The 17,325-nt window shown below is 68.3% G+C and carries 23 protein-coding genes and 1 pseudogene; 8 read left to right on the forward strand and 16 right to left on the reverse strand.

What is annotated here, in order from left to right; translation table 11 throughout:
• Positions 1-117 precede the first annotated feature (117 nt).
• The 10 genes from ABZ567_RS20160 to ABZ567_RS20205 all read right to left on the reverse strand — a co-directional run bounded on the left by ABZ567_RS20160 (position 118) and on the right by ABZ567_RS20205 (position 5,358).
• A complete protein-coding gene (locus tag ABZ567_RS20160; protein WP_360791731.1) occupies positions 118-501 on the reverse strand; it encodes a hypothetical protein in 384 nt (127 codons plus the stop codon).
• A 278-nt stretch (positions 502-779) separates the two neighbouring features.
• Positions 780-1,388 (reverse strand): hypothetical protein, encoded by a 609-nt coding sequence (locus tag ABZ567_RS20165; protein ID WP_360791733.1) that lies wholly within the window; start codon positions 1,386-1,388, stop codon positions 780-782.
• A gap of 187 nt (positions 1,389-1,575) precedes the next feature.
• A complete protein-coding gene (locus ABZ567_RS20170; protein ID WP_360792308.1) occupies positions 1,576-1,914 on the reverse strand; it encodes a gas vesicle protein K in 339 nt (112 codons plus the stop codon).
• 79 nt (positions 1,915-1,993) lie between these two features.
• Positions 1,994-2,215, reverse strand: a complete 222-nt coding sequence (locus ABZ567_RS20175; RefSeq protein ID WP_360791736.1) for a gas vesicle protein — start codon at positions 2,213-2,215, stop codon at positions 1,994-1,996.
• Positions 2,212-3,048: a GvpL/GvpF family gas vesicle protein gene (locus ABZ567_RS20180; RefSeq protein WP_360791739.1), complete on the reverse strand. Its 837-nt coding sequence runs from the start codon at positions 3,046-3,048 to the stop codon at positions 2,212-2,214. Before ABZ567_RS20180 ends, ABZ567_RS20175 begins: the two co-directional genes overlap by 4 nt.
• On the reverse strand, positions 3,045-3,407 hold the full coding sequence (locus ABZ567_RS20185; protein WP_360792310.1) for a gas vesicle protein: 363 nt from the start codon (positions 3,405-3,407) through the stop codon (positions 3,045-3,047). The genes ABZ567_RS20180 and ABZ567_RS20185 overlap by 4 nt, the downstream gene beginning before the upstream one ends.
• A 75-nt stretch (positions 3,408-3,482) precedes the next feature.
• Positions 3,483-3,731, reverse strand: a complete 249-nt coding sequence (locus tag ABZ567_RS20190) for a gas vesicle protein GvpG (RefSeq protein WP_360791742.1) — start codon at positions 3,729-3,731, stop codon at positions 3,483-3,485.
• Between the two features lie 40 nt (positions 3,732-3,771).
• The gene (locus tag ABZ567_RS20195) at positions 3,772-4,491 is read right to left on the reverse strand and encodes a GvpL/GvpF family gas vesicle protein (RefSeq protein ID WP_360791745.1); all 720 of its coding nucleotides are present in this window, start codon (positions 4,489-4,491) and stop codon (positions 3,772-3,774) included.
• A 3-nt stretch (positions 4,492-4,494) separates the two neighbouring features.
• Positions 4,495-4,953: a gas vesicle structural protein GvpA gene (locus ABZ567_RS20200; protein WP_360791748.1), complete on the reverse strand. Its 459-nt coding sequence runs from the start codon at positions 4,951-4,953 to the stop codon at positions 4,495-4,497.
• A gap of 27 nt (positions 4,954-4,980) precedes the next feature.
• Positions 4,981-5,358, reverse strand: a complete 378-nt coding sequence (locus tag ABZ567_RS20205) for a gas vesicle protein (protein WP_360791750.1) — start codon at positions 5,356-5,358, stop codon at positions 4,981-4,983.
• A 221-nt stretch (positions 5,359-5,579) separates the two neighbouring features.
• On the opposite strand from ABZ567_RS20205, the gene ABZ567_RS20210 reads away from it, so the two are divergent.
• Together ABZ567_RS20210 and ABZ567_RS20215 are read left to right on the forward strand one after the other, a co-directional pair.
• A complete protein-coding gene (locus tag ABZ567_RS20210; protein ID WP_360791753.1) occupies positions 5,580-6,536 on the forward strand; it encodes a histone protein in 957 nt (318 codons plus the stop codon).
• A 3-nt stretch (positions 6,537-6,539) separates the two neighbouring features.
• Positions 6,540-7,643, forward strand: coding sequence for an SRPBCC family protein (locus tag ABZ567_RS20215; protein ID WP_360791756.1), 1,104 nt, complete (start codon positions 6,540-6,542; stop codon positions 7,641-7,643).
• A 113-nt stretch (positions 7,644-7,756) separates the two neighbouring features.
• On the opposite strand, the gene ABZ567_RS20220 is transcribed toward ABZ567_RS20215, so the two are convergent.
• The 3 genes from ABZ567_RS20220 to ABZ567_RS20230 form a co-directional block, all read right to left on the reverse strand.
• Positions 7,757-7,930 (reverse strand): CsbD family protein, encoded by a 174-nt coding sequence (locus tag ABZ567_RS20220; RefSeq protein ID WP_360791759.1) that lies wholly within the window; start codon positions 7,928-7,930, stop codon positions 7,757-7,759.
• 471 nt (positions 7,931-8,401) lie between these two features.
• Complete coding sequence (locus tag ABZ567_RS20225; RefSeq protein WP_360791761.1) at positions 8,402-9,070, reverse strand: hypothetical protein; 669 nt, start codon at positions 9,068-9,070, stop codon at positions 8,402-8,404.
• Positions 9,061-9,639, reverse strand: coding sequence for a sigma-70 family RNA polymerase sigma factor (locus ABZ567_RS20230; RefSeq protein WP_360791764.1), 579 nt, complete (start codon positions 9,637-9,639; stop codon positions 9,061-9,063). The genes ABZ567_RS20225 and ABZ567_RS20230 overlap by 10 nt, the downstream gene beginning before the upstream one ends.
• Before the next feature lie 211 nt (positions 9,640-9,850).
• On the opposite strand from ABZ567_RS20230, the gene ABZ567_RS20235 reads away from it, so the two are divergent.
• The 5 genes from ABZ567_RS20235 to ABZ567_RS20255 all read left to right on the forward strand — a co-directional run bounded on the left by ABZ567_RS20235 (position 9,851) and on the right by ABZ567_RS20255 (position 12,308).
• Positions 9,851-10,330 carry an Asp23/Gls24 family envelope stress response protein gene (locus tag ABZ567_RS20235; RefSeq protein WP_360791767.1) on the forward strand — a complete coding sequence of 160 codons (480 nt, stop codon included), beginning with the start codon at positions 9,851-9,853 and terminating at the stop codon, positions 10,328-10,330.
• 63 nt (positions 10,331-10,393) lie between these two features.
• On the forward strand, positions 10,394-10,573 hold the full coding sequence (locus tag ABZ567_RS20240; RefSeq protein WP_360791770.1) for a hypothetical protein: 180 nt from the start codon (positions 10,394-10,396) through the stop codon (positions 10,571-10,573).
• Complete coding sequence (locus ABZ567_RS20245) at positions 10,570-10,974, forward strand: Asp23/Gls24 family envelope stress response protein (protein ID WP_360791772.1); 405 nt, start codon at positions 10,570-10,572, stop codon at positions 10,972-10,974. The genes ABZ567_RS20240 and ABZ567_RS20245 overlap by 4 nt, the downstream gene beginning before the upstream one ends.
• A gap of 34 nt (positions 10,975-11,008) precedes the next feature.
• Positions 11,009-11,656 (forward strand): DUF6286 domain-containing protein, encoded by a 648-nt coding sequence (locus ABZ567_RS20250; protein ID WP_360791774.1) that lies wholly within the window; start codon positions 11,009-11,011, stop codon positions 11,654-11,656.
• A 52-nt stretch (positions 11,657-11,708) separates the two neighbouring features.
• Positions 11,709-12,308, forward strand: a complete 600-nt coding sequence (locus ABZ567_RS20255) for an alkaline shock response membrane anchor protein AmaP (RefSeq protein ID WP_360791777.1) — start codon at positions 11,709-11,711, stop codon at positions 12,306-12,308.
• A 624-nt stretch (positions 12,309-12,932) separates the two neighbouring features.
• Here ABZ567_RS20255 and ABZ567_RS20260 read toward each other — a convergent pair.
• Positions 12,933-13,947: pseudogene (locus ABZ567_RS20260) on the reverse strand (IS1380 family transposase); the annotation flags it as partial.
• A gap of 149 nt (positions 13,948-14,096) precedes the next feature.
• Entirely contained in the window at positions 14,097-14,771 is a 675-nt protein-coding gene (locus tag ABZ567_RS20265) for a LysE family translocator (RefSeq protein WP_360791780.1), read from the reverse strand.
• Between the two features lie 1,137 nt (positions 14,772-15,908).
• On the opposite strand from ABZ567_RS20265, the gene ABZ567_RS20270 reads away from it, so the two are divergent.
• Positions 15,909-16,673 carry a hypothetical protein gene (locus ABZ567_RS20270; protein WP_360791782.1) on the forward strand — a complete coding sequence of 255 codons (765 nt, stop codon included), beginning with the start codon at positions 15,909-15,911 and terminating at the stop codon, positions 16,671-16,673.
• Here ABZ567_RS20270 and ABZ567_RS20275 read toward each other — a convergent pair.
• Complete coding sequence (locus ABZ567_RS20275; RefSeq protein WP_360791784.1) at positions 16,666-17,160, reverse strand: hypothetical protein; 495 nt, start codon at positions 17,158-17,160, stop codon at positions 16,666-16,668. The two genes, ABZ567_RS20270 and ABZ567_RS20275, sit on opposite strands and share 8 nt — an antisense overlap.
• Positions 17,161-17,325 lie beyond the last annotated feature (165 nt).

The following is a 17,325-nucleotide window of genomic DNA, read 5'->3' on the forward strand; positions in this document are numbered from 1 at the left end:
CGCCAACCTCATATCTGACCGCTGCACCACCGCCTGAGAACAGGCCATGAGCAGGTCAAACACGCCTCACCCACTATCACGCACCAACTCGTTAGCAGTTGCGCCCACGGCGGCGCATCACGACGAAGACGAGGAAGGCGGCTGTCGCCGAGAGCAGCGGAACCCACTTGGACCCTGCGCGTGCGCCGTCTGAGCAGCCTTTGCGCGGACGGCGTCGGGGGTCTTGTCGGCTGCGAGGTGGCCGGCTCGGCGGGCGGTGTCGCGGACGTGCGAAGCGGTTTGGTTCACGGTGTGCAGGAGTGGCTCGGGTGTCTTGTTCTTTGCCAGCTCGGTCGCGTGGCCGGCTTTCGCCCGGGCCTGGGCGGTGGCCTGTTTGGCTGCGGCGATGGTGTGGTCTTTGATCGCGGCGGTCCTCTCTTTGGCCGTGGGCTGGCCGTCGGCTCCGGCGCCCGGTTCTCCAGAGGGATAGGGAGACTCGTTGCTGTCATGCGGGCTGGTCATCGGGGTGCTTCTCCGTCCCGGCCGTATCGGCCGCGGCTGCGTCAGTGGTGCGCTCCCAGGCACGCTGGCTTTCCGGCTTCGATCCTCGTCGGGGGCCCGCGCCCTGAGTGCCCGTGCTGTGATGATTGCCCGCTGAGCGGCTGTACGCCCGGAGCCGGGCTGGTGGGCTACTTCTGTCGGACGCAGCAAGGACCCGATGAGCGGTACCGGCCCGACTGCACTATGGCTGGCGGCGGGATCGCCGTAAGCAGTGCGTGTAGCTAGCCCGCGTGAGGCCATCACCGTGTGCGGTATCGATTCCGGACGTCTTGCACGTCGGGTACGTGGGGAGCAAGCTGACTGGCGCGCTGCCACATGCCGCGGAGCTGTGATGTGGGCCGTTGCTGTTCGCCGTGGAGGGCATTGAGGATCAGCAGGCCGCCCGTGAGAGCCGGAACCGCCCACTGCGCGTAGGAAAGCTGACGTTCAGCTTTGACCGTGTCGTATGGGCGGCCTTCGGCGTCTTCTGCGTCTTGTGGGAGGCCGACGGAGACCAGCTCGATCTTCTTGCCCAGCGTCCGGGCGTATGCGGTGACGGCGAGAGCGGCCCCGGTGAGGACGGTCTTGGCCAAGGTGGAGGCCGTGACGCCTTGCTGGGTGGCGACACGGGCAGCGTTGGTCCCGAGCAGTCCGCCGGCGCCGACCAGGTGCATGCCGATCGCGGCAGCGCTGACCGGTGTCCACCTCGCCCAACCGGAGCTGGCGAGTGCCGCGTTCTCTTTCCATGGCCTGGGATGGTGTTTCACTGCGCCGTTGAGGCCGACCGCGCCCATCAACGAGCCGCCGAACCAAGCGGCGAGCCCGACATCGTGGAGGCTGCGCAGGACTGTGTTGCGTTCGGACGTCATGTGGCTCCCTACGGCATGCGGCGGGGACGCCGTCGTCGTAGGAAGCGGCGCTGCTACCACCGTCCACCGCGGATGCCGCCGACGGCCAGCGCAGCTGCTCCGAACGCCTGAGCGGTGGGAGGTAGCTGAGTCGAGCGGCGGGGCGCTCGGGGCGGCGGCAGGGTCGGTGGGCCCGCGGGAGCTTGCGCTAGGTGCGGGGCGGCAGGAGGGGGCCCAGCGGGCCGAGATCGAGGTTGAGGTCCTCCAGTGCGTAGCCGTGCTGGGCGCACAGGTCGGCCAGGCGGTCGTGGAGGGCCAGGAGTGTGGCTCCCAGCTCCTCTTCCTGTTCGTCGGTGAGGTCTCCTGCGTCCACGCGGCGCAATGCCTGGCGCTCGATGAGCTGGCGCAGGAGTTCGACGAGGGTGAGCACGAGTTTGAGGAGGTCTTCTTCGACCGTGTCGCGGTCGGTGTACATGCGGTGGGCTGGGCGTGGGGTTGCCTCGCGTGGCGTGGGGGGTGCCTGGAGCAGCCGGAAAGCCTGGGACATGGTGTCGCCGACGCCGTCCAGAGCGGGTGGTGGGGGCGGGGATGGGCGGCGGGACGGCCGCTGGGAGTGTTCGCGTTCTTCACTCACGGGGGCCGCCCTCCTGCGGTGCGATGGCTGGGCGTGTCTCGGAGCTCACGGACACGATGAGCGCGCGCAGGGAGATGCGGACGAGGTCGATGTCGGCGATGGAGAGAACGATGTCGCCGGTGATGACGACGCCGCCGCTGAGCAGCCGGTCGAGAAGGTCCACGAGCGCCACCTGGCGCCCGGGAAGCGGCTCTCCATACCTGTCGACAGTCATGGGGTGCGCTCCTCGCCGGTAGCCGCGTTGTGGCGTTCGGCCGGCGGCATGGCGAAGGAGTAGGGGGCCCAGGGACCGGTCACCTCGACACGAACGTCGTCGAAGACTCCGGCGGCCTCGGCGATGGCGGCCTGAAACTGTTCCGCGTACGGGTCGGGGATCAGGTAAGCGTCGTTGAGGACGTTCTCAGCGGGACCACTCAGGGTGCCGCTCTGGGTGGGGTGGCGCACGCGCTGTGAGGCGTATCGGGAGGTGATGGCATCGATGGCTGCGGCGGCCTTCTGCGCCTGGCTGTAGACGGCTTCCTGGGCGTTGTGCTGGGCCCTGCGGCGTTGGAGGTACGCCTTGCCGGGAGTGTTGCCGGCGTCGGCGGCGGGCCCGGTATCGGGCGGGGCGGTGGTGGAGGCGAGGTAGATTTTCACGCCGAATTCGGTGTGGTCGGCGAGCTGGGCGATTCTGTCGGCGAATGCGTTGTGCTGTTCGGCGAGCGCTTGGCGGGCGCGGTCGTCGTCCTGATAGACGGTGGCCATACGCAGGGGCAGGACGGTGGCGTGCAGGGAGAGTGCCTGGACGACATCGTGGTGTGCGCGGGCGACGCTCTCGAGCCAGTCCAGGTCCTCGAAGTGGTTCTTCAGCGCGTGCTCGCTGAAGTCACGGTGGGGAACGTGGCTGGTGGCGAAGCCCAGGGCCGGCTGGGTGGCGGTAGGGCCGGCGGTGAGGAAGAGAACGGGTGATCCGTAGATCCCGCGGAGGCTGCCGGCGGCGTCGCGGAGGTCTTTCGTAAGCAGGGCCGCGGCGTAGACGTAGGTGAGGGTGTCGTCGGTTGTGTTCATGTGCGGCGCCCCCGTGCGGTTCCCCCGCCCGTCTCGGGTTCCTCGCCGGTGGTGCGGGGCGGGAATTCTTGGCCGTCGATGCGGTCGCGGCGCAGGGCCTCCAGCTCGGCGCGCAGGCGGCGGTTTTCCTGCTCGAGGGGGCTGCCTGTGTGCCGGGAGGAGAGTGAGGGGTCGTGCTCCCACCAGTCGATGCCCATCTCTTTCGCCTTGTCGACGGAGGCGACCAGGATCCGGAGTTTGATCGTCAGCAGTTCGATGTCGAGGAGGTTGATGCGGATGTCACCGGCGATGACGATGCCTTTGTCCAGGACTCTCTCCAGGATGTCGGCGAGGCTGGAGGTGCTTTGTCCGTACGGCATCGGGGCGGCGCGGGACGGGAAGGATCCCAGCCGGTCGGGTAGTGGCTCAGACACGAGGGAAGCCTCCCTTGCCCATCAGGGAAATTGCTGGCGGAACTCCGCGATCTCTGTCAGCCGGTCGATCAGTTCATCCTCCCGGAGGTCGAAGGTCTCCTGGTCGATCTCGCCGCGCAGCAGGCGCCGCTCGAGGTCGGCGAGTTCGCGCCAGATCGGGGCCGGGTCGTAGTACTCCTCTTCGGCCTTCTCGGCGATCCGATGGGCTGCCCATACGACGGCTTCCACCGGTGCGATGGGAAGGGTGAACAGGCGGCTCAGCAGTCCCATGGTTCGTCTCCTCCTTCCGCGTTCGAAGCATCGCGGCTGGTCATTGGACGAAGCTGTAAGGGGGCAGGGGGCCGGTGAGCCGGAAGTCGACGCCGCCGTCGATCTGCGCGGCGAGTCCGGTCTGCGCTGCCAGGAAATCGTCTTTGCGCTCGTGCGGTACGAGCAGCGACAGATTGAGGAAGTCAGGGGGCGAGGGCGGATGAGTGACGTGCTCTCGCGCGTAGGGAGTCAGTGCTTGGACCAGCCCGGCGGCCAGTGCATCCTGGCGTTCTTGTACTTCGCGGGCGACGAGTTCGCCGAGCGTGAGGGGCAGCTGCGGATCCTGCGCGCCAGATCGGATCCGCTCGTTGAGTTCCCTCGCCTGGGGGGAGTCCTGCAGGATCTGGCGCAGCAGTTCATCCTCGTTCGCCTGGGTCGCCCTTGCGTGGTACTCGGCGCAGCCGTCTAGTCGTTCGAGAGTGGCCAGATAGCCATCCGGATTCTCTTCCAGGGCCTGCCGTACGGCCTGCTCATCGCGGGCGATGTAGCCGAACTGCAGCGGTAGGACCACTGCACCGGCCATGAGGCGCTCTTGGACTTCCTGGTGTGCTTGGAGGTCTCGGCGCTTGGGCCGGATCTCTTCGGAGATGTCGCTGACCACCGCGTACAGGGGCCCGGCGGCGACCGCGCGCACGGGTGCGGGGTGCGAGCCGACTCCGGTCAGGCCCTCCAGGCGTCGCGGGTGGTCCTTGCCGGTAATCGCGTATACGTAGAGCGCCATCGGTCACTCCCTCTCCCGGCGTACCGGGCGCCGGGCGGGACGCCGCTTTCTGGGGGCGGCTTCCTCTTCGGCTTCCTCCTCCAGTTCCTCCTCCTGCTTGGAAGGTCGGCCAGTCAGGGATTCGGTCACGGCGTCGACCGCTCCGCTGAGCGCGCCCTTGGACTTGCCGCGGGCGCCGCCTTCCATCATCGTTCCGACGACCTCGGGGAGCTGGGCGGGCGCCTTGCGGCCTGCTTCGAGATCGAGGCGGTTGCACGCTTCGGCGAAGCGCAGGTAGGTGTCCACACTGGCCACCACGATGCGGGCGTCGATCTTGATGAGTTCGATGCCTACCAGCGAGATGCGGACGAACACATCGATGACCAGACCGCGGTCGAGTATGAGTTCCAGGACGTCGTAGAGGCTGCCCGAATTGCTTGTGCCTCTGCTTACGCTGCTGCCGCTCTGCGGCACCATGGTCATGGCGCTTCCCTTCCCGGCGATCTGGTGTCAGGTCGGCCGGTCGATCATGCCTCGGCTGTAGCGGCGGGTGCGTTCGTAGGAGACCAGTTGTCCCTCCGGATCCAGAGTGACTTTGTAGCTGGCCATCACGCTGGTCGTGTCGGGGATGCGTTCCAGTTCCACTACTTCCACCTGTGCTTGCCAGCCGTCCTCGGTCGGTTTGAGGGAGGAGACGGAGTCGGGGGTGCGGCCCAGGAGTTGGGCCAGCTGCCCGGCTGCGGAGCGCATCGCCGAAGCCGCGCTGGGAACCCCGGCCTTCCGCTTGGAGGCGGAGGTGCGGTGTGCGGGGGCCCTGTCCTGCGTCTCGACGTGTTCCTCGGTCGGGCGGGGACGGGCTCTGCGTGGTCGTGCCGGTTCTGCGGCCATCGGACGCTCCGCTGGGGGAATACCGCTAGCAGAATCTATAATGTCAGCATATAGGGAAATATGTTCCGCGTTAGGGGAGGCGGCCTACAGGCCGCCTGAGCGGGGCGTACTTCAGCCGGCGCCAATCACACAGCAGTCGGCACATCCGCAGACCCACCCAGACGGTGTTCCTGGGCAGCGTCGTACAGCCCGCAAGCGCCCTGGTGAAGGGACAGCAGCTCATGCAGGACACAACCAAAATCGCGCTCGCGACCGCCGTGGCCGGGGGCTACGTACTCGGACGGACAAAAAAGGGCCGCCTCGCGTTCACCGCGGCGACCTACCTCGCCGGCCGACGCTTCGGTCTCGAGCCCGGCCAGCTCATGGCGCAGGGCCTCACCAAGCTCAAGGAGACGCCTCAGTTCGCTGAGATAAGCGACCAGCTTCGCGGTGAAGCCCTGGAGGCAGGCAAGAAGGCTCTGGGAGCCGCGGCCAACCGCAAGCTCGCCGACCTCGCCGGCTCGCTGCACCAGCGGACCTCCGAACTGGGCAGCGTCACCGCAACGGAAGACGAAGAGGACCAGGAGGAGCCCGAGGAGTACGAGGACGCAGAGGAAACCGAAGGCGAAGACGAGGACGAGGAGGGCTACGAGGAGCCGGAAGCCGAAGAAGGCTACGAGGAGTCTGAGGCAGACGAGGAAGAAGAGGGCGAGGAAGAGGAGGGCGAGGAGGAAGAGGGCGAGGAGGAAGGGGGCGAAGCCGAGAACGCCTACGAGCCCGAGGAAGAGGAACCCGAGGAAGAAGAGGAACCTGAGGAGGAACCCCCGCCCCGCAGGCGCGGCCGGCCCCGAACCAGGGCTGCCCAGGACGCACCCGCTCGCACGGCGCGCCGCTCAGCTCCCTCAGAGGCCCCGGCACGGAAGACCGCTGCGAAGAAGACCGCTGCGAAGAAGGCGCCGACGGCGAAGACCACGTCGAAGACCGCAGCCGCGAAGAAGACCGCGCCGTCCAAGACCGCTGCCAGGAAGACAGCGACGAAGGCCCCGGCGAAGGCCCCGGCGAAGAAGACCGCGGCGCGCGGCGCGGCGGGCAAGACAGCCGCGAAGAAGACCGCAGCGCGCACTCCGGCACGCAAAACGGCAGCCAAGAAGACTGCGGCGAAGAAGACACCGGGCCGCAAGCCGTCCACGCGGAGGTAGGTCATGGCAGAGTCAGACCGCGCCAGCGCGCAAGGGCCCAAGTCCGGGCTTGACCAGCTGCTCGAAGCGCTGACCACGTTCCTGGGGGCTCAGGCCGGGCAGCTCGCGGACAAGGCGTCGGACAAGCTGGGTGATGTGACAGGCCAGCTCCAGGACGTGGCGGAAGGCAACGGGAAGCTGTCCGACGTCGCCGGTATCGGGGGGCGGATGCTGCAGGGCGACTCGCCCATGAAGGCGATGATGAGCCAGGGCATGAGCGGCCTCAAGGACAAGGTGACTGGCGCCGCCTCCCAGATGTTCGGCAAGGGCAAGAAGGGCCGTAAGAGCGGCGGCAAGGTCATCAACATCGTCGAGTTCCTCGATGTCGGCCTGCCGCTGCGCACCGTGTACGACCACTGGACGCAGTACGAGGACTTCAGCGGCTTCGCCAAGGGTGTACGCGACGTCTCCCGCAACGATGACACCACCAGCGACTGGAAGGTCAAGGTCGGGCCGTCGACACGTGGCTGGAAGGCCACCGTGCAGGAGCAGGTACCGGACGAGCGGATCGTATGGACCTCCGAAGGCCCCAAGGGCACCACACGCGGCTGCGTCAGCTTCCACGAGATCACGCCGACGCTGACCCGCATCATCGCAGTGGTCGAGTACTACCCCTCCGGACTCTTCGAGAAGACCGGCAATGTGTGGCGCGCTCAAGGCCGGCGCCTGCGCCTGGACCTCAAGCATTTCCTTCGGCACGTCTCGCTCACGACCGATGAGGCGGAAGGCTGGCGTGGCGAGATCCGTGACGGCGAGGTGGTCCGCACCCACGAGGAAGCCCTGGAAGAAGAAGGCGAAGCGGAAGACCAGGACACCGACGAGGAGGAAGGCGCATACGAAGGCGAGTACGAAGACGAGGAAGGGCAGGAAAGCGAGGACGGACAACCTGAGGAGGACGAAGATTTCGGGGAGGACGAAGAGGAACCCGGGACGTACGCCGACGAAGCGGACGAGGAGGAGTACGAGGACGAAGAGGGTCCTGAAGAGGACGACGAAGAAAACGAGGACGACGAGGACGACGAGGACGACGAGGACAAAGCAAGCCGTCCGCGTCGGCGGCGCAGATAGCCGCACACAAGGCCGTGCCATCCGGGCGGCCGCCGACAAGGGCCGACGTGAGACGTCGGCCCTTGTCTATGGGTTTCCCGGAAGTCCCCGGTACCGGGGCTCCAAGTGTGGGGTCAATGCTTGAGCGTGTCCTTGGCCTTCTGCATGGTCTGCTTCGCATCGCCCGCCATCTGCTCGCGGGCCCCCTTCGCCTCCAAGCTCTCGTTGCCGACAGCCTGACCGGTGGTTTCCTTCAGTTTGCCCTTGGTCTTCTTGGCTACGTTCTTGACCTTCTTGCCAGCCGCCATCTCTGTCACCTCCCGCACCCGTGCATGGCGCGGTCTGTCGATGAGCTGCCCTGTGCCATATCCGGACGGGGCACCCTAAGCGAATTATGCACCCAAAACGGAAAAAGACCGGTCTTCTACTCTGCCTTCTTCTGGTCTGGATGCGGCTTGCAGCGCTCCCGGGGGGATAGCGGCACAGCGCCGACCGGGGAGCTGGCGCAAGCGGGGCCCGCCATGAAGATTGTTTCCTCCGAACACGTCGCGGACCCGTGTCTGCGGTGCCGGGACCGGCGCGTGACGGGCCTCTACGACGCGGTCGTCAGCGTGCAGGCTGCAGCGCGCCTATCCGCTGCGGGTATGCGCGGCGGATACCGGCCCGGCTTGTGGTGGCTGCGCTTGTCGCGTGGTGCGCGCGTGAGACTGCGAGCGGCTACGCCGGGAACGGCGATGATCTTCGGCCGCGGTTCGCTGAATCCCCTCCTGTGAATGCGGTCATCTTTCGCTCAGTTCTGCCCGCTCGCCGCTCGGTATGCGGGAGGGCTCCAGCACGGCGTTGACTTCTACGTCGACGGTGGTGACGGCGAGACCAAGAACATGCTCGGCTGCGTGCAGTACGGCTTGGCGCACTGCTTCGGCGCGCTCTCGCAACGGCTTGTCGAGCTTGGCCGCGACCGAGACAACGGCATGGACGGTGCGGTTGCCGTTGGACGGGGTCAGACGGCAGCCGGCTGTACGGGCACCGGGCACGGTGTCGGCTGCCCGGCGCAGAATTTTGGTGCTTTCTGCGATGCGCAGGTCGTGCTCGGGGTCGGCCAGTCCCAATAGGGTGCCAAGCCGTACCTCCGCGCGGACAGCGCTGATGACTCGGTTGGCAAGGCTGTGACCGTCGGGGCGTTCCTCGGCGCGCAGAGCACGGGTGGCCCGGTCCAGCGCTCTCAGCCCTTTAATGGCTTCCCGGCAACTGGGGCAGTGGCTGACGTGCGGATCTGTCGTGCCGACGGGGGTGCGGGCTTGTTCCCAAGCGTGGCCCAGGGGGCGTCCGCAGGGCAGAAACTCCGCGCCGGCAAGCATGTCGGCTTGTCCCCCGCGTGCTTCGGCGCTCGTGGCGCTCACGCTTTCGGGCTGGTCGCCGTCGGCCAGTGGCGGGTCTTCTAGCGCCATGGGCGCATCGCCTCCATCAGTATGCGTCGGGCGCGAGCAAGTCTGCCGCGAACCGTTTGTTCGCTGCTGCCCACCACGTGGGCGATTTCGTCGTAGTGCAGGCCGTGCAGTTCCCGCAGGACCCAGCACGCGCGAAGCTCGGGGCGCAGTCCCAGTAGCGCTCGCATCAGCGCGGTTGTAGCTGCGTCGGCCTCTGCCACTCGGGGCGGTGAGCTGCCCGCGTCCGCGGCAGCAAGTTCCGAAACGGTGTCCAAGGGAAGCGGGTGGGGCGGGCTGCGCAAGGTGTTGAGACAGCAGTTCGTCACGATGCGGTACATCCACGTGCCGAACGAGGCGCCGTGCCGCAATTCCGGCAGCTGCCTCCAGGCGCTGAGGAAGGCGTCCTGAACCGCGTCCTCGGCGTCCGCACGGTTACCGAGCAGATGCTGTGCGAGGGCGAGCAAGCGGCTGCTGTGCCGCCGGACCAGGACGGCGAAGGCCTCCTCATCGCCTTCGCACGCCCATACCACCAGCACGCTGTCGTCCAGGCCCGCGGGGGCCTCCTGATCCACAGCGGCGACGGCGGGCACCGAGTCCGGCCGCAGGGGGAAACCCGTGCTGGGAGGGGGAGGGAAACTCGTCCGGTTGCGCATCCGCCGCTCGCTTCCTGTCGCAGAATCGCGGCCCGCGTATGCCCTCCTCGATGGTACGGCTGCGAGCGTGAGGAATATCCGTGCGGTGTGTCTAAAACATGAGGGCGCCGCACCGGCGCGCCCGGATCGACATCATGGGGAGGTCCTCATGTCGGACACCGTCAACCCCACCGCAGGCGGGAAGACGCCACGCTCTGCGAGTAAAGCCCTCGCGGGTCAGGCCGGAGCCGGGGCCGCGCCTGAGACGCGGGGCCGGACGACCATCGCCGACAGCGTGGTCGAAAAGATCGCAGGTATGGCCACACGTGAGGTGCCGGGCATCCACAGCCTCGGCTCAGGCATGGCCCGCACGCTCGGGGCGGTCACGGACAAGGTTCCCGGCGGCCGTCCCAGCGTGTCCCGCGGCGTGAAGGTCGAGGTGGGCGAGCGGCAGGCCGCCGTCGATCTCGACGTCGTCGTGGAGTACGGCGTCGCCATCGTGGACATCGCCGGCGACGTCCGCACCAGTGTCATCACGGCGGTGGAGCGCATGACCAGCCTTGAAGTCGTCGAGGTGAACATCGCCGTCGACGACGTCCACCTGCCCGACGAGGAGGACGACGAGGAAACCACGGGCCGTGTGCAGTGACCCCTCGACCCGGCACGGCCACCGGGACGAAAGACGACCGACCTGAAAGTTCAGGTGAGTGAGATGAGCGCAGCAATCGTGGGCCTGCTTGCCGGCATGGCCTTGGGCTTCGCCGCCTATTTCGGCGGCTTCTGGGCGTTCCTGCTCGTGGCGTTCCTGGGCCTGGTGGGCCTGATCATCGGCCTCATGATTCAGGGTGACCTCGAGATGTCCGACTTCACCCGTTCCCGGGACCGGCAGTGACAACGCAGCCCGGCGCTGCCCTGCCCGGCGCCGCGGACCCCACCCAGGCGGCAGTCCTGCCGCCGGCCGAACGCGGTGCCACCGTGATTCCGGAGAAGGTGGTCGCCCGCATCGCGGCCCGCGCCGCGAAGGAGGCACTGGCCGCGCACACAGGCACCTCGGCCGCGCACGCGAAACTGGCGGCTCCGCACGCCTCCGCGACCATCGGCGGCGGCTCGGCACGGCTGAGGCTGACCGTGGACCTGCCCTATCCGACAGACCTCGCCACCGCCTCCCGGCAGGTGCAGCACTACATCAGCGAGCGGGTCGCCCACCTCACGGGGATGCGCGTCACAGAGGTGACCCTTGCCATCGAGCACCTGGTTTCCGCAGATGGCCAGGAACGCCGGCGCGTGCAGTGAACCGGAGCGCATTCCCCCGGGAAGGAGAGCCGGCATGGAACGCGACCAAGAACCCCCAGCCGCAACGGAGCAGCTCCCCGCGGCCGACGAGGTGACCTCCCGCACGGTAGAGCAACTGGCCAAACAGCCTGCGGCCGAAGGCCGGCCGACTCCCCGCCCCTGGTCCGCGCGCCGGATACCCGCCGCGCTCACGGCCCTGCTCACCGGGGCCGCGGCAGGCATCCTCTTGTTCGACGTCGTCAGGGTCCGCGCCGGCCAGACTGCCGCGGCCTGGCGCACGCGCCTGGCCGATGAACTGGCCACCCGCCCACTGCATGACATATGGATACAGGTCGGTGCCGCCGTCATCGCCGTCCTCGGTCTTTGGATGCTCGTCATGGCACTCACCCATGGTCTGCGCCACCAGCTGCCCCTGAAAACCCCCGACGCCCAGACGCACGCCGTGCTGGACCGCGCCGGCGCGGAACTCCTGCTGCGGGATGCCGCGATGCGCGTCCCCGGTGTCAGCGCCGCCAGGATCCGGATCCGCCACAACCGCATCGGGGCGCGCGCGGACGTGCGCTACCGCGCCCCCGCCGACGTCAAGGCCGACCTCCGGGTCGCTCTCCTGGCGGAACTCGACCGGCTCGCCCTCGCGCGTCCACCTCGGCTCACCGTCAAAGTGCGCCCACGCCGCAAGTAGCCCGCGCGCCTGGGCATGCCTGCCGCCGAGCGAGAGACAGGGATGGGATCCCATGAAGAGGAAATCCGCCGTCAACCGAGTCCTGCTGGCCCTGGCCGGAATCGTCCTGCTGGGCACCGGCCTCCTTATCCTGGCAGGCAGTCTCGACCTCTACCGGCACTGGCGCATGACCCCACCCGACGGCTGGCCCCTGACCACTCCCCAGGGCGTACTCCTCGATGACGCCGGCCGCACTCGCTGGGTCGACGAGGGATGGTGGTGGCCCGCGGTCATCGCCTTCTTGGCCATCGTCGTCCTCCTCGCCCTGTGGTGGCTGCTGGCACAACTGCGCCGCACTCATCCCGGCCCCACACCCGTCGGCGCCGACCCCGTGGAGGCAGCGGAACTGAACGAGCGTGCCCTCAGCGACGCTCTGACAGCCGACGCCCGGCACCTGCCCGGCGTCCACCAGGCCCGCGCACGGATGACGGGATCCTCCCGCCATCCCGAAGCCCACATCGACCTCGCCCTCACCCCCGACACCGAGCCCGGCCCCGTCCTGCAGGCGCTGTGCGACGGACCCCTGGAACATGCCCGCCAGTCCACCGGCCGGCCCCTTCCGGCAAAGGCGCAGCTGCGGGTGCCCCCGCACAAAGCACACCGCGCTGCATAGGACTCAATGCGGCTCCTAAAACGCCGCACAGGGGGCAGGCGCATCACCACACCGGGAACTCCGGACCCACGGCGGCGTGCCCCGACCCGCGCCTCTCGACTCCAGCCGACGGCGCGGGACCGCTGCGCTGGGGCGGCTGCGTCGACGCGCGGACCATGCGTGCGCCAGTTGCCGCCCCGCGCGGCGACCGCGTACGAAACCACCGTAACCGCCTACCTCAAGCAACACGGCACAACAGTCACCGTCTTGGTTACAGTCCCCCGCCCCCTCAAGCCCACCCGGGCCATGGCGACGGCATGCAACGCCCCCGGACGGCACACGAGAGCACCCGTTTTCAACGGAACAGCGTCACCACCAACGCCACAACGACCGTGCAGCTCGACACGAACAGCATCGAAATGCGACTCAAACCAGACGCAATGTGTGACTCACCAACGAAATCATCCACATAACCACTAACCTCGATCTTTCGTGACGGGTTGTCGGATTCTTCGGTGGCCCGTTTCGGCTTGTCGGGTCGGTGACGGGTAGAGCGAGGGCCCGACTGTCGCGTCGGGTGTGCGCCGGGTTCTACGGGGCCGGCAGTGGGTGGTGCTGCTCGTTGGGGTGGGTGGTTGTTGCTGCTCAGCCGGGATTCGGGAGGGCGTCGAGTCTCTGGATCGCGCTGGTGATCACGTCTGTCCCAGGGCCAGTGGCGGGCGAGTCTCAAGTGCCGGCGGCGGGCGGTGGTGACGAGTTGAGCGGCGGCGCTGAAGAGGCGAAGCCGCAGGCGGCGGGGCTCCCAGAGACGGGGTTTGCCGGTCAGGGCGAGCATCGGCAGCCAGGCCAGCAGGTCCAGCGCGAGCTGGACGATCTCAAGCCAGATCCGGTTCTGGGCGGTGTCGTGAAGGGGCAGGTTGCGCAGGCCGGTGGCGCGAGCGTTGCGGATACGGTCCTCGGCTCTGGCGCGTCGGCGGTGCCGCAGCTCAAGTTCAGCGATGGGGCTGTTGATGGTGTTGGTGGCGAAGCAGTTCAGCCGCAGGCCGTCGGCGTCGGTGAACCGCAACTGAGCGCCGGGGTGCGGACGTTCCTTGCGGACGATCAGCCGCATCTCCTTGGGCCAGCCGGTGAGTACGTCACCGTCGAGCTCGGCGACCCAGGCGCCGTCGCGGATCTCGCCACCCGGTTCGACGGCGGGCGTCCAGGCGGAGGCCGGGACCTTCAGGGCGGCCTGATGAATCTGCTCGGTGATGGTCATCCCGACCGAGTACGACAGCCACCGGCCCCGCTTCGCGAGCCAGGCCACGAACTCGCGCGTCCCGCCGCCGGAGTCGGTACGGATCAGCGTGGACCGGCCCCGCCGATACCTCTTGGGAAGCTGGGCCAGGGCGAGCTGGGTGGCGGTGATGTGGTCGGCGGCGGTGTTGCTGCCCGCGTTCCCGGGCCGCAACAGAGCGGCCACCGGCTCCCCGGTGCCACCATTCTCGTGATCGACGAACCCCATCAGCGGGTGATGTCCGTAGGTCTTCTTCCAGGTCGCGGCCGCGTCCTGCTTGTCGGAGTGGGCCAGCACCAGCACCCCGTCGAGGTCCACGATCACCTGACCCGAAGCGTCCGGCGACGAAGTCCCGGCCAACTTCCAGACTCGCTCGCGCACTTCTCGTAGGTGTCCTCCAGGGCTCGAGGTGCCATTGCGTTCATCACCGCGGTGTCCGCTGGCCACTGCCTCACGTCGCCTCCACGCCCGGAGCGGCGACTTGGTCGGCGCGGGCGACCGGGACGTCTCGGACAGGCTTCGGAAGCGTCGGGTCACGCGACCACGGCGACGCCGATGCCAATGACGATGAACAGCCAGCCCGTCGTCAGATCCCAGCGGTGGCGGATCTTCGGACGGGCCAGCAGGGCGCGCAGCTGGGCTGCGACGGCTACCAGGACGAACCAGAAGACGACTCCGATCAGGACGTCCAGGATGCCGAGGAAGAAGATCTGCCGGGTCGTCGAGCCGCCGTCGTTGACAAACTGCGGCAGGATGCTGAGGAAGAACAGGGCCGCCTTGGGGTTGAGCACGTTGGTGAAGAACCCCTGGACGAAACCGGAGCGCCATCGCGCGCCGCCCGACTGCGTCTCTCCCGCAGGTGCCTGTTCGGCCGCGTACGGCTCCTCGCCCTGGGGTGTCCGCCCCGCGGCGCGCTCCCGGGCGGCCCGCCGGGCGGCGAGCACCGCGCGTACGCCGAGGTAGACGAGGTACGCGGCGCCCAGGAGCTTGATGGCGTCGTAGACGAGAGGCGAGCGGGCGGCGACCATCGAAAGGCCAATGGCGGCGGCGAGCATGTGCACGCACAGCCCGGCCTGGGCGCCCAGTGCCGCCGCCCGCCCCTTCGACGGGTGTTCGGCCGCCGAGCGGACCACCACCAGGAAGTCCGGCCCCGGGACGACGTAGGCCACCAGCACCACGCCGAGGAAGCCGACAAGGTCGACCGACATCCGTACTCCGTTCGTTGGCCCCGTGCTTGGCTGCTCGGGGCTCCTGCTTCTGGTCGGGCCGGGGTGCCGGGTCAGGCCACCAGGGCGCGGTCGCCGACGACGGCCTCGTCGAGTGTCTCCAGGCCCTGCTCCAACTGCCCTTCCTCCACGGAGAGTGGGGCCGCAGCTTGACCACCTCGTCCTGCGGGCCGGCGGTCCCCCGCAGCTGTGGCGCCCTGAAGGCGGCGTCGCACACGTCGCGGGCGGCGCCCAGGCGGTCCATTGGAAGGCCCCAGGCCAGGCCCGGCCCGCGCGGAGCGCTCAGCCCGTGGCACTGTGCGGTCTCGGTGAGGCAGCGGCGTATCCGCTCCCCGAGCGCCGCGGTGCGGGCGGCGAGGGCCCCGTCCGACCAGTGCACCTCCAGGGCCCGGGCGGCGGTGACGAAGGCGGGTTGTAGCCCTCCGGCAGGTGCCGTTGTACTCGCCCGGGCCCCGCATGTCGTACTCGGGGCGCATCAGTGTGAGGGTCATGAGCATCCCGTACCCGCTGATGGACTTGGACAGGCAGATGATGCCACTTGACCCCCGGCGACTCCGCGTAGTCCGACGGTCAGTCCGCGGTACTCATGTGCGCGCCGAGCGGCTCCGGATGCTGATCGCGGGCTGCCTACGGTAGAGGTCAATTGTCGGTAGTGGCCCCGACGTTCATCAGGGCGAGCAGCACACGAAACAAGACGGGTGGCGCGGGCGGGGTCAGTACGGCACTTGGTGAGGATCCGCCAGTTCTCCAGGTGGGCAGAGCTGCGTTCGACGGGGACGCGTCCGGCGGCACGTGCCCTGACATCCTTCTGGCCGGGGGTCAGCTTGCGGGCGCGGGGGGCCTTGAATCCGGTGACGAACGCCGGAGGTGACCAGGACGGGGCATGGACCCTGGCGTCCAGGCCGCTCTGGAGCAGGAGAGCGTGTCAGTCATGTACGGGGCCGACGACACTGACGGGGTACCGAATCCAGCCCAGTGCCCGCACCGCCGTCGTTCTTCAACGACTGTGGCCCGAGCGTCGAGTTTCCGACGCTGCGGGCGCCCAAGGCCAGCGGCGGTCGGAGAGCCTCAGTGTGACGAGCATCCGGCCGTCAGTCCCGTCGCCGTCCCGCAACAACTTTGGCTTCGAAACTCCACCACCGCACCGTCCTGCGAACTGCAAACTGCGGGTACTGCGCCCCGAAGGAGACCGAGCTCACCGACGACGAGGTCGAGGGCGCGCTCGCGCTGATGAAGACGATAACCGAGGGCTCGATCACCGACCTCGACGTCTCCGACCGTTACACCGAGGCGCTCCTCGAGGTCATCCAGGCGAAGGCCGAGCACCGGGCGCTCAAGCCGGTGGACGGCGAGGCGGCACCGGCCGGTCAGGTCGTCGACCTGATGGCTGGCCTGGAGAAGTCGGTCGCCGACGCCCGCGAGCGCCGCGGTGAGACCGGCGACGGGGGCGAGGCGACCGTGCACGACCTGCCCGCGCCGAAGAAGAAGACGCCCGCGAAGAAGGCCCCGGCCAAGAGGCCGCTGCAAAGAAGACGGTCGGCGCACGGCGCCGGAAGTCCGCCTGATCTGGGCCTCGAACGAGGCCTCGCCCCCGTCCCCACCGGCCTTACGCTGTCCTGGAACTCCGCCGTCGTTGAAGGCCACGTCAACCGGATCAGAATGATCAAGCGATCAGGAGTACGGCCGGGCCGGCTTCGACGTGCTGCGGAAGCGAGTCCTCCTAGAGGACGCACTGTTCCCTGGATGGTCGATGCCCAGGAGAAGGCTCGTGAGCTCCACGCGATCGCGGCAGACCACGACGCCATGACCGCCTGGGTCACGCGGGCCGTCGACTCATGCCGGAGCAAGCTGGGCCTGGCTCCCGTGCCGTATGCGATCAGCTGAACAAGCCCGCCCCTCGATCGACAGAGCTGCAGTCAGGCATCGAAGGAGTGTCCGCGTCCCCGAGCAGGGCGGCTGCGATCCCTGAGTCGAAGCTGTCCCAGAGGAACCCGTGCCGGCTCGTGATCACTTCGACCGAGTCCGGCAGAGCGGGGAACCTCTCCCTCAGCGCGGTCACGTTCGCAGCCGCCTGCCGACTGAGTTCGTGTGCCAGCAGTGTGAACTGGTCCTCGGTGCGAAACAGATCGGAGCCGACCCGGACTGCGTCCACGTGGAAGGCCAGGTGGTCCACGTCGTGCCACAGCCACATCGCACCGACGTACAGACGGCTGCCGGCAATCCGCGGTGGGGTGAACTCCACAACCCCAAGCCACCACCCGTGATCATCAATCCACAGCCGCGACCGCCTTCGCCGGGCCAGGCCGAGCGGCTTCAGGGACTCCCGTGCCGCGGAGGTGACGATCCGGAGTACCGGACTGCGATCTGCCATGACCGGCATTATCGACTGCTCTGGACCGGGCCCGAGCTCCAGGAGCTGGACAGGCCGGCGGTCACGTCCTCCTGGTCCCGGTGGGGGCCATGAACAGGGAGCGCCGTCTGGGCGTCAGCCCGCGGACCGCCGAGGTCTGTGACGCGGCGCCCGAAAGGGTCACCG

Source organism: Streptomyces sp. NPDC016459 (genome assembly GCF_040632845.1).
Classification (GTDB): Bacteria; Actinomycetota; Actinomycetes; order Streptomycetales; family Streptomycetaceae; genus Streptomyces.

Coding starts and splice junctions, on each gene's coding strand:
- ABZ567_RS20190 (WP_360791742.1), bottom strand. CDS start 3,731: ATGGGACTGCTGAGCCGCCTGTTCACCCTTCCCATCGCACCGGTGGAA.
- ABZ567_RS20225 (WP_360791761.1), bottom strand. CDS start 9,070: ATGGCGCTAGAAGACCCGCCACTGGCCGACGGCGACCAGCCCGAAAGC.
- ABZ567_RS20235 (WP_360791767.1), top strand. CDS start 9,851: ATGTCGGACACCGTCAACCCCACCGCAGGCGGGAAGACGCCACGCTCT.
- ABZ567_RS20275 (WP_360791784.1), bottom strand. CDS start 17,160: ATGGCAGATCGCAGTCCGGTACTCCGGATCGTCACCTCCGCGGCACGG.
- ABZ567_RS20200 (WP_360791748.1), bottom strand. CDS start 4,953: ATGACCATGGTGCCGCAGAGCGGCAGCAGCGTAAGCAGAGGCACAAGC.
- ABZ567_RS20185 (WP_360792310.1), bottom strand. CDS start 3,407: ATGCCGTACGGACAAAGCACCTCCAGCCTCGCCGACATCCTGGAGAGA.
- ABZ567_RS20195 (WP_360791745.1), bottom strand. CDS start 4,491: ATGGCGCTCTACGTATACGCGATTACCGGCAAGGACCACCCGCGACGC.
- ABZ567_RS20215 (WP_360791756.1), top strand. CDS start 6,540: ATGGCAGAGTCAGACCGCGCCAGCGCGCAAGGGCCCAAGTCCGGGCTT.
- ABZ567_RS20160 (WP_360791731.1), bottom strand. CDS start 501: ATGACCAGCCCGCATGACAGCAACGAGTCTCCCTATCCCTCTGGAGAA.
- ABZ567_RS20265 (WP_360791780.1), bottom strand. CDS start 14,771: ATGTCGGTCGACCTTGTCGGCTTCCTCGGCGTGGTGCTGGTGGCCTAC.
- ABZ567_RS20175 (WP_360791736.1), bottom strand. CDS start 2,215: ATGACTGTCGACAGGTATGGAGAGCCGCTTCCCGGGCGCCAGGTGGCG.
- ABZ567_RS20255 (WP_360791777.1), top strand. CDS start 11,709: ATGAAGAGGAAATCCGCCGTCAACCGAGTCCTGCTGGCCCTGGCCGGA.
- ABZ567_RS20250 (WP_360791774.1), top strand. CDS start 11,009: ATGGAACGCGACCAAGAACCCCCAGCCGCAACGGAGCAGCTCCCCGCG.
- ABZ567_RS20165 (WP_360791733.1), bottom strand. CDS start 1,388: ATGACGTCCGAACGCAACACAGTCCTGCGCAGCCTCCACGATGTCGGG.
- ABZ567_RS20220 (WP_360791759.1), bottom strand. CDS start 7,930: ATGGCGGCTGGCAAGAAGGTCAAGAACGTAGCCAAGAAGACCAAGGGC.
- ABZ567_RS20205 (WP_360791750.1), bottom strand. CDS start 5,358: ATGGCCGCAGAACCGGCACGACCACGCAGAGCCCGTCCCCGCCCGACC.
- ABZ567_RS20180 (WP_360791739.1), bottom strand. CDS start 3,048: ATGAACACAACCGACGACACCCTCACCTACGTCTACGCCGCGGCCCTG.
- ABZ567_RS20170 (WP_360792308.1), bottom strand. CDS start 1,914: ATGTCCCAGGCTTTCCGGCTGCTCCAGGCACCCCCCACGCCACGCGAG.
- ABZ567_RS20240 (WP_360791770.1), top strand. CDS start 10,394: ATGAGCGCAGCAATCGTGGGCCTGCTTGCCGGCATGGCCTTGGGCTTC.
- ABZ567_RS20210 (WP_360791753.1), top strand. CDS start 5,580: ATGCAGGACACAACCAAAATCGCGCTCGCGACCGCCGTGGCCGGGGGC.